We start from the raw sequence: 12,821 nt of genomic DNA, 5'->3' as shown, positions 1-12,821 counted from the left end.
CCCTTTGTTAAGGAATCAATGCAATTCTTTGGAAAATTGTCGTAAAGGGGCGTTATCTGTGACTGCGCGTATCCTTATCGCGGAAAGCAGTGCAACCAGCCGGATCAGCCTCAAGGTCAGGCTGTCGGGCGCCTGTTACGATGTGCTGGCGGCCGCTTCGGCAACCGAACTTCTGTCTCAACTGCGCCTTGGGCGCCCGGATCTGATTCTGCTGGGACCGGGCTTCACCGATGTGCCGCTGGCCGATTTCTTTCGCATGGTGTCGGTGGAGCGCCCCCGTACGCCGGTCCTGGTCCTTGCCAACGGGCAGCGCCGAGTCGAGGCGCTGGAGGCGGGCGCGGCGGCCGTTCTGGATCCGAGGGTCGATGAACAGATGCTGCTGGCCCGCGTCCGCGGCCTGCTGCGGGACGCCGAGGCGGAGGATCCGCCAGACTTCGCCATGGCCGAACAGGCGGCGGGCTTTGCCCACGCGCCGTCGGGCAATGTCGTGCTGGTGGCCGACCAACCCGCGCGGGCGCAACGCTGGCGACATGCCCTGCAACCGCGCCTGAACTGCCGATTCGCCATTTCCAGCCCCGATGAAACGCTCAGCGCGGCGGCGCAGGGCGATGGCGCAGATCTCTACATCATCGCCGCCGACATCGACCGCAAGGGCGACGGATTGCAGCTTCTGTCGGAACTGCGGTCGCGCAACGGATCGAAAGAGGCGGGCTTTGCCGTCCTTGTCGCGCCCGAGCGCGAGGAGCTTTGCGCCATCGCGCTGGATCTGGGCGCGGGCGAGGTTCTGCCCCTGGACCCGGCCGAGGACAACAATGCCGAAATCGCCGCCCTTGCGCTGCGCAACCAGCTTGACCGCAAGCGCCGTGCCGACACCCGGCGCGAGGAGATGAAGCGCAACATGGCCTGGGCCATGTCCGATCCGCTGACCGGCCTTTACAACCGCCGCTATGCCCTGCCCCGCCTGGTCGAGATCGCGCGCGGCGCCATGCGGCGGCAATCGGGATTTGCCGTGATGGCGCTGGATCTGGACCGCTTCAAGGCGATCAACGACAGCTTCGGCCATGCGGCGGGCGACGCCGTCCTGTGCGACATCGCCCATCGGGTCGAGGAGATCGTGTCCAGCCGCGGCCTGACCGCCCGCCTGGGAGGAGAGGAGTTCCTGGTCGTGCTGCCCAACGCCACCGAGGCCGAGGCGCTTCGGATGGCCGAGGAAATCCGCCGCGCCGTCGAGGCGCAGCCCACGCTGTTGCCCCGCATCTCGGGCGGAGGCGAGGTTCAGGCCACGCTGTCGATCGGGGTGGCGCTGGAACAGACGCCCTTCTGCATCAGCCGCCCCGACATCCTGGCCGAAATCGCGCTTGAACGTGCGGACCGCGCGATGATCGCCGCCAAGTCGCTGGGGCGCAACCGCGTGCTGATGGCGCCGTCGCAGCCGGTCTGCTGAGGCGTCGAAAGGCACGGGAACCGGTCTGGTATCCGACACGATCAGCCCCTACATTGGCAACGCCCGACCAACCCGGAGATTGCCATGTCGTCCCAAGCCGCACCGTCCGATATGTCCGAGCGTCCGACCGGACAGGCAGTGCTTCGCGGTTCTCGGGGCCGCTGCCCCGCCTGCGGCGAGGGGAAGCTGTTCCGGTCCTTTCTGAAGGTCGCCGATCATTGCCCGTCCTGCGGCGAGGCCTTGCATCATCAGCGTGCCGACGACGGCCCGGCCTATCTGACGATCCTCCTTGTCTCGCATCTGGGCGCGCCGATCCTGCTGGCCAGCTATGTCGCATGGCGGCCTTCCGCGATGACGATGATCTGGACCTTCAGCCTGGGCGCTGTGATCCTCTCGCTGCTGCTGTTGCCGCGCATCAAGGGGGCCTTCGTGGGCCTGCAATGGGCGCGGCGGATGCACGGATTCGGCGCGCGACCCGTGACCTCGGCGTGACCGACCCCACCCCCATCCGCGACGCGGCGACCGTCATCCTGCTACGCAGGACGGGGGGCGACAGTTCGGTCCTGATGGGGATGCGCGGCGCGGGGGCGGTCTTCATGCCGTCGAAATACGTCTTTCCAGGGGGCGCGGTCGATGCCTCGGACGCGGCCGTGTCGCTGGCAGCCCCCCTTGCGGAACCGCATCGAAGCCGCCTGGCACGGGAACCCCGCCCCGATTGCACGCCCCATCCCGATGCCATTGCCGCCGCCGCCCTGCGCGAACTGGCCGAGGAAACGGGCCAGCTGATCGGCCGTCCCGGCCGCTGCGACTGGCCGGGCTTTGCCGAGGCGGGGCTTGCCCCCGATGCCGCCTCCCTGACCTATCTGTTCCGCGCCATCACCCCGCCGGGCCGGCCGCGCCGGTTCGACGCGCATTTCTTCGTGGCCGACGCCGCCTGCCTGGCGACCGACCCCGATGATTTCAGCCGCGCCTGCGACGAGCTTTCGCACCTGCACTGGGTGCCCCTGGCCCAGGCGCGCGCCCTAGACCTGCCCTTCATCACCGAGGTGGTGCTGGCCGAACTGGCCGACCTGATCGCGGGCCTGGCGCCCGACGCGCCCCTGCCGGTGCCCGATACGGTGCCCTTCTTCGACAACCGGACCCCTGCCCCGCGTTTCGCGCAGATCGCCTAGCGTCCGGTGAACCGCGCCGGGCGCTTTTCCAGGAAGGCCGTCACCCCTTCGACGAAATCCGCTGTCCGGCCCGCTGCGCCTTGCAGCCGCGCCTCCAGCGCAAGCTGCGCGTCCATGTCGTTCTGGGTGGATGCCGCGACGGCTTCGCGGATCGCCAGATAGGCGGCCGTCGGTCCCTGCGCCAGTTGCCGCGCACGGGTGGCGATGCCTTCGGCGAAATCCGCATCCGGCAGGGCTTCCCAGATCAGCCCCCAATCGGCGGCCTGGCGGGCGCTGACGGGTTCGGCGAACAGCATCATGCCCATGGCCCGCGCCATGCCCACGGCGCGGGGAATGACGAAGGTGCCGCCCGCATCCGGGACCAGCCCGATTCGCGCGAAGGCCTGGATGAAGCTGGCGCTTTCGGTGGCGATCAACACATCGGCGGCCAGGGCCAAGTTCGCCCCCGCCCCCGCCGCGACCCCGTTCACCGCCGCGATCACCGGCGCGCGGCAGGCGCGGATCGCCCGCAGCATGGGCTCGTATTCGTCGCGCAGCGTGCCTTCCAGATCGGCTGCCGCCGCCCGATCGGTCAGATCCTGGCCCGAACAGAAGCCCCGCCCGGCGCCGGTGATGACCAGGCAACGCGCTTCCCCAGGCAGGGTCTGCACCGCGTCCGTGATCTCGGCCCGCATCCGACTGCTGAGCGCGTTCATCACCTGCGGGCGATTCAGGGTCAGCGTGGCGACGCCTTCGCTGACGGCGAATTCGATGGTTTCGTAAGTCATGGCGGTCCCCCTTTTGGCGGCATCATGACCGAAACCGCGCAGGGGGAAAGCGCGACCCGGCGTCAGTCGCGCATGATCTGGTCCAGCCGGTCACGCTCGGCCTGGCTCAGCGCCGTGGTTTCCTCGGGGCGGGCCGTCGCGCGGGACCGCAGGAAGCGCCAGGCCCCCAGCAGGGCCAGCAGCGCCATGACCGGCCCGGCCAGCCACAGGACCAGGTTGCCGCCCCGGGCGCGGGGTTCGAACAGCACGAATTCGCCGAAGCGGTCCACGACGGCGTCGATCACCTCGTCATTGCTGTCGCCGGCGATGATCCGTTCGCGCACATACAGCCGCAGATCGCGGCTGATCGGGGCGTTCGATTCGTCGATATTCTCGCCCTGGCAGACCGGGCAGCGCAGTTTTTGGGAAATCTCGCGCGCCCGTGCCTCGGCCGCGGGATCGGGCAGCACCTCGTCGGGCTGCACCGCGAAGGCCGCCATGGGCAGCAGCAGGGCGAGTGCCAGGGCAAGCCGTCTCATTCCGCGGCCACCGTTCTGGCGGGCGTGCGCCGGGCGCCTGCGGCCACGCGATAGCGACGGTCGGACAGACTGACGATCCCGCCAAGCGCCATCAGCAGGGATCCCGCCCAGATCCAGTTGGCGAAGGGCTTGATATAGGTGCGCACGGCCCAGCCCCCGTCCGCCTGGGCATCCCCGATCACCAGATAGATGTCGCGGAAGATGCCGTTGTCGATCGCGGCCTCGGTCGTGGGCATGGCCTGGACGGGATAGACCCGCTTTTCAGGATGCAGCACCGCCACCGGGCGTCCATCCCGCGCGACCTCCATGGTGGCCGTGGTCGAGACGTAGTTCGGCCCCTCGACCTCATCGACGCTGGCAAGGGTGATGTCGTAATCGGCGACCCGGAACGGCTGGCCGATCTGCGCGACGCGGATATCCTCGACCTGCCAGGCGGTCAAAAGGGCGACACCGATGAAGGTGACGCCCAGACCGCCATGGGCGATGGCCTTGCCCCAGTCGGCGCGCGGCAGGCGGGCCAGGCGCGACAGGCCCGACTGGCCGGTGCGGTGGACCAGTTCGGCAACCGCGCCGAAGACGATCCAGGCGCCAAGCCCCGCCCCGATCACCGCAATCGCCGACCGTCCGGTCGAGACGGCAAAGATCAGGGCCATCACCGCCCCGGTCAGCGCGAGCGCCGGCCACAGCGGGCGCATGATCCGGCCGAGCGTCGCGCGTTTCCAGGGCAGGATCGACCCCAGGGGCAGCACCATCGCCAGCACCACCATGAAGGGCGTGAAGGCCTGGTTGAAGAAGGGCGCCCCGACCGACAGCTTGCGGTCCCACAGCATCTCGGCGATCAGGGGCCACATGGTGCCGATGAAGACCACGAAGGCCGACACCGCCAGCAGGACGTTGTTCAGGACCAGGGCGCCTTCGCGCGACACCGGCGCGAAGATCCCCTTGGCGGTCATCTGCCCCGCCCGCGCGGCATAAAGCGTCAGCGCGCCCCCGGTGAAGAACACCAGGATCCCCAGGATGAACACCCCCCGCGCCGGGTCGCTTGCGAAGCTGTGGACCGAAGTGATGACGCCCGAACGCACGATGAACGTGCCGATCATGGAAAATCCGAAGGCCATGATCGCCAGAAGGATCGTCCAGCTTTTCAGCGCCTCGCGCTTTTCGACGACAATGGCGGAATGCAGCAGGGCGGCGGCCAGCAGCCAGGGCATGAAGCTGGCGTTTTCGACCGGATCCCAGAACCAGAAGCCGCCCCAGCCAAGCTCGTAATAGGCCCACCAGGATCCCAGCGCGATGCCGATGGTCAGGAACATCCAGGCGGCCAGCGTCCAGGGCCGCACCCAGCGCGCCCAGGCGGCGTCCACCCGCCCCTCAATCAGGGCGGCGACGGCGAAGCTGAAGGCCATCGAAAGGCCGACATAGCCCAGGTAAAGGAACGGGGGGTGGAAGGCCAGGCCCGGATCCTGCAGCAGCGGGTTCAGGTCGCGCCCGTCGAAGGGCGGGCTGGCCAGACGCAAAAACGGGTTCGAGGTGAAGATGATGAAGGCATAGAAGGCCGCGCCGATCGCCGCCTGCACCGCCAGCACCCGCGCCCGCAAGGCCGGGGGCAGGTTGTCGCCGAAGACCGCAGCCGCCGCCCCGAACAGTGCCAGGATCAGCACCCACAGCAGCATCGACCCTTCGTGGTTCCCCCAGACGCCGCTGATCTTGTAGATCATCGGCTTGGCGGTATGCGAATTCTCGTACACCAGCTTCACCGAGAAGTCCGAGGTGACAAAGGCCACCGTCAGCGCCGCGAAGGACAGCCCGACCAGCAGGAACTGCGCCACGGCGGCGGGGCGGGCGCTGTCCATCCAGCCCCCCCACCCTTTCGAGGCGCCGACCAGCGGCACGACCGTCTGATACAGCGACACCGCAAAGGCGAGGATCAGGGCGAAATGGCCGAATTCAGCTGTCATGGCGGCGATCCTTCCGTGTCCGCCCAGCATAGAGCCATGCAAAAGGGGGGAAAAGTCCCCCCTTGGTCGCCTTGGTCAGTTTTGCGTGCGCCGGGCTGCGGCCTATTCGCGCAGGCCGGCCACCCAGTCGCGCAGCGCGGCATTGTCGGCAAAGTCGTCGTTGGGCTTGACCGCCGTGACCTGCTGGGTGGTCGTCACGCTGGTCTTGACCTCTTGGGCGGGCCAGACGCGATGGCGGAAATGATGCGCCTCTCGCGCGCCGAAATAGAAGCCCACGATGGCCCCCAGCAGCCACCACAAGGGTTCGGGCACCTGTTGCAGGCCCATCATGCGCAGGCCGAACCCCTCGGGCTCGATCATGGCATAGACGAACAGGGCCATGGTCCCCAAGGCCAGAAGCGGTCGGGGAAGGCGGTTCAAACCGTTGACGAAACTGTCGAAAAATCCCGGGCGGACGGTCTGGAATTCCTGTCCCAGCTGGTTGATCGCGCGGGCATAGGCTTCCTCCTCAAGCTCCATCTTGCGGGTGGCGTTCTGGGTGAAGACCTCGGCCATGCCGGTGGCGGCGCTCCCCAAGGCGGTGACGCCCTGGCCCAGGCCGATGAAGCGGTCGATCATGCCCATTTGGCGGTCCTTTCGCGATGCTCGGCCTCGGTCAGGTGATAGCGGGGGCTGATGAATTCCTCGGCCCGGGTGATCCAGCCGCCCTTGCCGCCCGCCTTGCTGCGCGCATATTTGCGGCTGGCGGGGCGCTGATCGGCCAGCGAATAGTAATAATTCCGTCGCGCGATCCCATAGGCATCGGCGAAGTGGTCGGGCGCGGCGGCGGCGGCGTCATGGGCCGCGGCGATGGTTTGCGGGCCGATGACGCCGTCGGCCGTCGCGGCAAAGCCCATGCGCGCGACCAGCCTTTGCAGGATCTTCACGGCATTGGTGCCCGCGTTCACATACATGTCGAAGACGCTGGACTGCACCGCAGGGGGCAGTTCGGCCAGTCGCGGGCGGCGGAAGTAATGTTCGACGAAGATCTGCTGCGCCTGGGCGCGGGTCAGCACCTTGACGTCGGTCGCATCGACCCGCCCGTCCTTGTTCAGATCCAAGCCCAGGGACTTCATGGTCCCGACCGTGACGCCATAGTTGGTGGCGCCGCCCGGATCGTCGGGATCGTTCACGTAACCGCCTTCCCGCGCGACGATCTGCGCGGCGACTTCCTCAACGCTTGGCATGGATCACCCCCGTCCTGAACATCAGGCGGCAAGGGTGGCGGGCCTGCGTTAACGGGCCGTTAACCGTCCGTGCGTTGCTAGTCGCGCAGGGCGTCCATCAGCATCTGCAAGGCGTGATCGACGGTCGCGGCGCGGACATTGCTGCGGCCGATGGCCCCGAACTCGACCGTTTCCGTCCGGGTGCCGAAAGGCTGCGCGATGCCGAAGCAGACGCGGCCTTCGGGCTTGTGTTCGGACCCACCGGGGCCTGCGATGCCGGTGACGGAAACAGCGATGCCCGCCAGGGACAGGCGCAGCGCGCCAGCGGCCATTTCCGCCGCGACCTGTTCGCTGACGGCGCCATGGGCTTCCAGCGTTTCAGCGCGCACGCCCAGCATCTGCTGCTTGGCGGCGTTGGAATAGGTGACGAAGCCCCGGTCCACGGCGTCGGACGATCCCGGCACCTCGGTCAGGGCGCCTGCGATCAGGCCGCCGGTGCAGCTTTCGGCGGTGGCGATCATCACGCCGCGCGCGCGGGCGGCGTCCAGGATATCGGCGGCAAGGCTCACAGCATCGGCTCCAGCAGGGCGTGATACAGACCGGCAAGCGCGACCGATCCCAGACCCGCGAACAGACCGGCCCACAGATCGTCCATCATCACGCCGACGGCCCCGCCCCGCCGGTCGGCGCGGCCCACCAGCCAGGGCTTCCAGATGTCGAACAGGCGGAACAGCAGGAAGGGCACCACAAAGGCAGGCCAGGCATCCAGGATCGAGATCCCGTGCCGGGACAAGGGAATTACCGTGAAGGACATGGCCAGCCACTGGCCCGCCACCTCGTCGATGACGATTTCGGACGGGTCCTCGTCGCTGGTCATGCGCAGCGCCTGCGGCACGGCCCAGAACCCGACCAGTGCGGCCAGGACCGCGCCAAGGGGGATCAGCAGCGCCCCCCCGGCCTCATAGACCAGCACCGCCAGCAGGACGGCGGCCGCCGACCCCCAGGTGCCGGGCGCGGGGCGCAGCCTGCCGATGCCGAAGAAGGTCGTGATCATGGCGATCATCGCGTCACGCCTTGATCAGCACGGCAGTGGCGATGGCCGCGATGCCTTCGCGCCGCCCGGTGAATCCCAGCCGTTCCGAGGTGGTGGCCTTGACGCTGATGCGGCTGGCGTCAATGCCCATGATCTGGGCTAGGCGGGCCTGCATGGCCTGCGCGTGCGGGCCGATCTTCGGCATCTCGCAGATGAGCGTGACGTCGGCATTGCCGAAGGTAAAGCCCCGTTCGCGCGCCAGATCCGCCGCATGCGCCAGGAAGATCGCGCTGTCGGCGCCCTTCCATTGCGGATCGCTGGGCGGAAAATGGCGGCCGATATCGCCTTCGGCCAGCGCGCCATAGATCGCGTCTGTCAGCGCGTGCATTCCCACATCCGCGTCGGAATGGCCGACCAGCCCGGCTTCATGCGCGATCTGCACGCCGCACAGCCAGACATGGTCGCCCGGCCCGAAGGCGTGAACGTCATAGCCATTGCCAAGGCGAATATCCATCGCAGTCCCCAGTATCCGTTCGGCCCGCGCGAAATCTGCGGGAAAGGTGATCTTCAGATTGTCCTCGGACCCCGGCGTGATCGCAACCGGGATCCCGGCCTTGAGCGCCAGTTCCACATCGTCGGCGGCGTCGTGGGGGTGGAGGCGGTGCGCATTGGATATTTGATCCAAGGCAAAGCCCTGCGGCGTCTGCGCTCGGAACAGCCCGTCGCGCGGGGTCGTGGCGGTGACAGCCCCGTCCGCACCCTTCCACAAGGCATCGCTGACGAGCAAGGCCGGGGCCGCGGCGGGCGCGCCGCCTTGCAGCGCGTCGATCACGCCCTGGATGACGGCATCGCCGACCAGGGGGCGGGCGCCGTCATGGATCAGGACGTGGGTCGCCTGCCCTTCCAGCGCTTGCAGCCCGGCCATGACGCTGGCCGCCCGCGTCTCGCCGCCGGTGACGATGGTCACGCCGCCCGCAAAGTCGCGGATCGCGCGGGCCATGTCGTCGAGATGGACCACCAGAACCACGCGGTCAAAGCCCGCAAAGGCATCGAGCGAGCGCGCAAGGATGCTGCGCCCGGCCAGGTCGCGCCATTGTTTCGGCTCGCCCCCGCCCGCGCGGGTGCCGCGACCGGCAGCGGTGACGATGGCGGCATAGCCCGGAGGCGCCGTGACCGTCATGCGTGATCGGGCATGTCGCCCCGGATCGCCTGGGCGAAGGCGGTGCGGTAAAGCTGCGACAGCTCCGCCAGATCGCCCGCGTCATCGCCCATCTGCACGGCAAGGCCGCCGAAGACGCCCACCTGTGCGGCGGGAACGCCAGCGGCATCGGCCGCCTTCAACAGCGCCTCGGCCCCGGCGGCGTCGCAGGCGACCAGATAGCGGGCCTGGTCTTCGCCGAACAGCTGCGCGATGTCGCCGCTGTCCAGGCGGATGCCGATGCCCGCGACCTCGGCCATCTCGAAGGCGGCAAGGGCCAGGCCGCCGTCCGACAGGTCGGTGGCGGATTTCAGATGGGTGCGGTTGGCGCGCAGGAATTCGCCATGCTTGCGCTCGGCCTCCAGATCGACATGAGGCGCGTCGCCCTCCTCGATGCCGAAGGCCTCGGCGGCGAGCGCCGACTGGCCCAGATGGCCGCGCGTTTCGCCGATGACGATGGCGACGTCGCCTTCGCTCGGCAGGCCCGCGATCAGGTTCGACAGGTCGTCGATCAGGCCCACACCGCCAATGGTGGGGGTGGGCAGGATGCCCTTGCCGTCGGTCTCGTTATACAGCGACACGTTCCCCGACACGATGGGGAAGTCCAGAGCCTTGCAGGCTTCTCCGATGCCCTTGATGGCGCCGACGAACTGGCCCATGATCTCGGGCTTTTCGGGGTTGCCGAAGTTCAGGTTGTCGGTGGTTGCCAGCGGCAGCGCGCCCACGGCCGAGAGGTTGCGATAGGCCTCGGCCACGGCCTGCTTGCCGCCTTGATAGGGGTTGGCCTTGACGTATCGGGGCGTCACGTCGCTGGTGAAGGCCAGCGCCTTGTTGGTGCCGTGGACGCGGACCACGCCCGCGCCCATGCCGGGGCGGCGGATCGTGTCGGCGCCCACCTGAGTGTCGTATTGTTCCCAGACCCAGGCCTTGTGCGCATAGGAAGGCGATCCGATCAGCGCCCGCAGCGCCTTGATGGGCGTGATCGCGGGCAGATCCGGCGCAGGACCGGCGGCGGGGGTTTCCACCCAGGGGCGGTCGTATTCCGGCGCGCTGGACGACAGCTTCGACAGCGGCAGGTCGGCCTTGACCTCATTGCCGTGGATGATCAGGAAGCGGTCCTCGGCGATCGTCTCGCCCACGATGGCGAAGTCCAGATCCCATTTCTCGAAGATGGCGCGGGCCTCGGCTTCCTTCTCGGGCTTGAGGACCATCAGCATCCGTTCCTGGCTTTCCGACAGCATCATCTCGTATGCGGTCATGCCGGTTTCGCGCTGCGGCACGTTGTCCAGGATCAGCTTGATGCCAAGCCCGCCCTTGTCGCCCATTTCCACGGCGGAACAGGTCAACCCCGCCGCGCCCATGTCCTGGATGGAAATGACGGAATCCGTCTGCATCAGCTCGAGGCAGGCTTCCAGCAGGCATTTTTCGGTGAAGGGATCGCCCACCTGGACCGTGGGACGCTTTTCCTCGATGCTGTCGTCGAACTCGGCGCTGGCCATGGTCGCGCCGCCCACCCCGTCGCGGCCGGTCTTGGCGCCCAGATAGACAACCGGCATCCCGATGCCCGAGGCGGCGGAATAGAAGATCCTGTCCGCATCGGCCAGGCCCGCCGCAAAGGCGTTGACCAGGCAGTTGCCGTCATAGCTGCGGTGGAAGCGGACCTCTCCGCCCACGTTCGGGACGCCGAAGGCATTGCCATAGGCGCCGATGCCTTCCACCACGCCCTTGACCAGATGCGGGGTCTTGGGATGTTCCGGGCGGCCGAAGGACAGCGCGTCCATCGCGGCAATCGGGCGCGCCCCCATGGTGAAGACATCGCGCAGGATGCCGCCCACGCCGGTCGCGGCGCCCTGGTGCGGCTCGATATAGCTGGGGTGGTTGTGGCTTTCCATCTTGAAGACCACGGCCTGGCCGTCGCCGATATCCACCACGCCCGCATTCTCGCCCGGACCGCAGATCACCTGGGGGCCGGTCGTGGGCAGCGTGCGCAGCCATTTCTTCGACGACTTGTAGGAACAATGCTCGTTCCACATGGCGCTGAAGATGCCCAGTTCGGTGAAGGTGGGTTCGCGTCCGATGATGTCCAGGATGCGGTCGTATTCGTCGGGCTTCAGCCCGTGCGCGGCGATCAGGTCGGGGGTGATCGTCGGTTCCTGCATCGTGGTGCCTTCCTGCGGGGGTGGATGTGGCGCCTTTTAGGCACAGACGGCGCGCATGGGAAGGCCTGCGCCGACCCCTGTCGAAAGCGGGCCAAAAAAAAGCCGGGCACAAGGCCCGGCCTAAGTCCAACAGGGAGGTAGAAGGTGATGAGCGATTACGCTGATCATCGCCTTCGACGCCTGATCTATGGGCAGGCTGTTAACGATTCAAGGCCATTGACCCCATCCAAAGGTCATAGCGGCCATGCAGTTGCGGAATGGCTACACGCCAAAGTTGCAGATTTGCCCCAGCTTCTGCGACTTTAGTCGTTGCTTATGGCCTCTGACAGCAGGGCTTCGCTTTGCCGGCGGCGGAATGCCTGGATTTCCTCCAGCACGAAATCGCGGAACACGGCGACCCGGCGGGTTTGGCGCAATTCCTCGGGATAGGCCAGGAAGACCGGCACCTCGCCGGATTCGATGTTGGGCAGGACGCGGACCAGGCGCTTGTGATCGGCTGTCAGATAATCGGGCAACACGCCGATGCCCAGGTTCGCCAGCACGGCCTGCAGCACCCCGAAATAGTTGTTTACCGTCAGGGTCGATCCGATGTTCTGGGCCATGATTTCCTGCACCAGGCGCGCGCCGGCCGTCACCTGGGGCTGGTCGGGACGCTGGCAGATCAGGCGATAGGGGGACAGGTCGGCCATGGTTTCGGGCACGCCCGCCTTGTCCAGGTATTCCTGCGTCGCATAAAGCCGCATCCGCACGGACAGCAGGCGGCGCCGGATCAGGTCGGACTGGCTGGGTTCCTTCATGCGGATCGCCACGTCGGCCTCGCGCATGGGCAGGTCCAGGACCCGTTCCTCCAGCATGAGGTCGATCTTGAGGTCGGGATACTTGTCGTAAAGCTTGACCAGCTTGGGGGCCAGCCACAGCGTGCCGAAGCCCACGGTGGCCGTCACCTTCAATTCGCCGAAGACATGCTCCTCGCTGTCGCGGATGCGGGCCGATGCGGTGTCCAGCTTGCGCGCCATGGAGGAGGTGGCCTCGAACAGCAGTTCCCCTTGTTCGGTCAGAATCAGCCCCCGCGCATGGCGGTGGAAAAGGGTGGTCCCAAGTGATTCTTCCAGGGCGCGAATCTGCCGGCTGACCGCCGATTGCGACAGGTGCAACGTGTCGCCGGCATGGGTCAGGCTGCCGGCATCGGCAACGGCGTGAAAGATTCTAAGCTTGTCCCAGTCCATGCTGTTACAATCCTGCCGTGGCTGCCATGCAATTTTTGCAGACCTAACCTGAATGCCCCATCTCGGCAAGCGAAAGGCAAACACGAAGTTTTTCCTTCGTCGGTCAGCAAAGCTGACCTATAATGTCTCAAGGCGGAGGAG

General features: G+C 67.2%; 13 protein-coding genes. 3 read left to right on the top strand and 10 right to left on the bottom strand.

From position 1 onward, the window contains the following. The first annotated feature begins 58 nt into the window (after window positions 1-58). From CK944_RS02130 to CK944_RS02120, 3 genes are all read left to right on the top strand, one after another. Window positions 59-1,444, top strand: coding sequence for a diguanylate cyclase (locus CK944_RS02130; RefSeq protein ID WP_103171392.1), 1,386 nt, complete (start codon window positions 59-61; stop codon window positions 1,442-1,444). Between the two features lie 138 nt (window positions 1,445-1,582). Further along, entirely contained in the window at window positions 1,583-1,936 is a 354-nt protein-coding gene (locus tag CK944_RS02125) for a DUF983 domain-containing protein (RefSeq protein WP_371411643.1), read from the top strand. Then, the gene (locus tag CK944_RS02120) at window positions 1,885-2,616 is read left to right on the top strand and encodes a DNA mismatch repair protein MutT (protein WP_103171390.1); all 732 of its coding nucleotides are present in this window, start codon (window positions 1,885-1,887) and stop codon (window positions 2,614-2,616) included. Before CK944_RS02125 ends, CK944_RS02120 begins: the two co-directional genes overlap by 52 nt. Here CK944_RS02120 and CK944_RS02115 read toward each other — a convergent pair. From CK944_RS02115 to CK944_RS02070, 10 genes are all read right to left on the bottom strand, one after another. Beyond that, on the bottom strand, window positions 2,613-3,383 hold the full coding sequence (locus CK944_RS02115) for an enoyl-CoA hydratase-related protein (protein WP_103171389.1): 771 nt from the start codon (window positions 3,381-3,383) through the stop codon (window positions 2,613-2,615). The genes CK944_RS02120 and CK944_RS02115 overlap by 4 nt on opposite strands. Before the next feature lie 62 nt (window positions 3,384-3,445). Continuing rightward, window positions 3,446-3,901 (bottom strand): cytochrome c-type biogenesis protein, encoded by a 456-nt coding sequence (locus tag CK944_RS02110; RefSeq protein ID WP_103171388.1) that lies wholly within the window; start codon window positions 3,899-3,901, stop codon window positions 3,446-3,448. After that, window positions 3,898-5,859 carry a heme lyase CcmF/NrfE family subunit gene (locus tag CK944_RS02105; protein WP_103171387.1) on the bottom strand — a complete coding sequence of 654 codons (1,962 nt, stop codon included), beginning with the start codon at window positions 5,857-5,859 and terminating at the stop codon, window positions 3,898-3,900. Before CK944_RS02105 ends, CK944_RS02110 begins: the two co-directional genes overlap by 4 nt. A 102-nt stretch (window positions 5,860-5,961) precedes the next feature. After that, entirely contained in the window at window positions 5,962-6,483 is a 522-nt protein-coding gene (locus tag CK944_RS02100) for a holin family protein (RefSeq protein WP_103171386.1), read from the bottom strand. Continuing rightward, on the bottom strand, window positions 6,474-7,085 hold the full coding sequence (locus CK944_RS02095) for a holin-associated N-acetylmuramidase (protein ID WP_103171385.1): 612 nt from the start codon (window positions 7,083-7,085) through the stop codon (window positions 6,474-6,476). Before CK944_RS02095 ends, CK944_RS02100 begins: the two co-directional genes overlap by 10 nt. A gap of 77 nt (window positions 7,086-7,162) precedes the next feature. Continuing rightward, a complete protein-coding gene (locus CK944_RS02090; RefSeq protein WP_103171384.1) occupies window positions 7,163-7,633 on the bottom strand; it encodes a CinA family protein in 471 nt (156 codons plus the stop codon). Continuing rightward, a complete protein-coding gene (locus CK944_RS02085) occupies window positions 7,630-8,127 on the bottom strand; it encodes a phosphatidylglycerophosphatase A (protein WP_103171383.1) in 498 nt (165 codons plus the stop codon). The genes CK944_RS02090 and CK944_RS02085 overlap by 4 nt, the downstream gene beginning before the upstream one ends. 4 nt (window positions 8,128-8,131) lie before the next feature. Continuing rightward, window positions 8,132-9,277 carry a bifunctional 2-C-methyl-D-erythritol 4-phosphate cytidylyltransferase/2-C-methyl-D-erythritol 2,4-cyclodiphosphate synthase gene (locus CK944_RS02080; protein WP_103171382.1) on the bottom strand — a complete coding sequence of 382 codons (1,146 nt, stop codon included), beginning with the start codon at window positions 9,275-9,277 and terminating at the stop codon, window positions 8,132-8,134. After that, entirely contained in the window at window positions 9,274-11,454 is a 2,181-nt protein-coding gene (gene purL / locus CK944_RS02075; protein ID WP_103171381.1) for a phosphoribosylformylglycinamidine synthase subunit PurL, read from the bottom strand. Before purL ends, CK944_RS02080 begins: the two co-directional genes overlap by 4 nt. Window positions 11,455-11,756: 302 nt before the next feature. Then, window positions 11,757-12,680: a LysR family transcriptional regulator gene (locus CK944_RS02070; RefSeq protein ID WP_103171380.1), complete on the bottom strand. Its 924-nt coding sequence runs from the start codon at window positions 12,678-12,680 to the stop codon at window positions 11,757-11,759. Window positions 12,681-12,821: the final 141 nt, after the last annotated feature.

Origin of the sequence: Paracoccus sp. SY (assembly GCF_002901215.1) — a bacterium.
Classification (GTDB): domain Bacteria; phylum Pseudomonadota; class Alphaproteobacteria; order Rhodobacterales; family Rhodobacteraceae; genus Paracoccus; species Paracoccus acridae.
Note: the sequence above shows the minus strand (reverse complement) of the source record. Positions and strands in the feature narration are given on the sequence as shown.

Bases quoted from the DNA above. Each gene is read 5' to 3' on its own strand.
- CK944_RS02110 (WP_103171388.1), bottom strand. From the start codon at position 3,901: ATGAGACGGCTTGCCCTGGCACTCGCCCTGCTGCTGCCCATGGCGGCC.
- CK944_RS02100 (WP_103171386.1), bottom strand. From the start codon at position 6,483: ATGGGCATGATCGACCGCTTCATCGGCCTGGGCCAGGGCGTCACCGCC.
- purL (WP_103171381.1), bottom strand. From the start codon at position 11,454: ATGCAGGAACCGACGATCACCCCCGACCTGATCGCCGCGCACGGGCTG.
- CK944_RS02080 (WP_103171382.1), bottom strand. From the start codon at position 9,277: ATGACGGTCACGGCGCCTCCGGGCTATGCCGCCATCGTCACCGCTGCC.
- CK944_RS02085 (WP_103171383.1), bottom strand. From the start codon at position 8,127: ATGATCGCCATGATCACGACCTTCTTCGGCATCGGCAGGCTGCGCCCC.
- CK944_RS02105 (WP_103171387.1), bottom strand. From the start codon at position 5,859: ATGACAGCTGAATTCGGCCATTTCGCCCTGATCCTCGCCTTTGCGGTG.
- CK944_RS02095 (WP_103171385.1), bottom strand. From the start codon at position 7,085: ATGCCAAGCGTTGAGGAAGTCGCCGCGCAGATCGTCGCGCGGGAAGGC.
- CK944_RS02070 (WP_103171380.1), bottom strand. From the start codon at position 12,680: ATGGACTGGGACAAGCTTAGAATCTTTCACGCCGTTGCCGATGCCGGC.
- CK944_RS02115 (WP_103171389.1), bottom strand. From the start codon at position 3,383: ATGACTTACGAAACCATCGAATTCGCCGTCAGCGAAGGCGTCGCCACG.
- CK944_RS02120 (WP_103171390.1), top strand. From the start codon at position 1,885: ATGGGCGCGGCGGATGCACGGATTCGGCGCGCGACCCGTGACCTCGGC.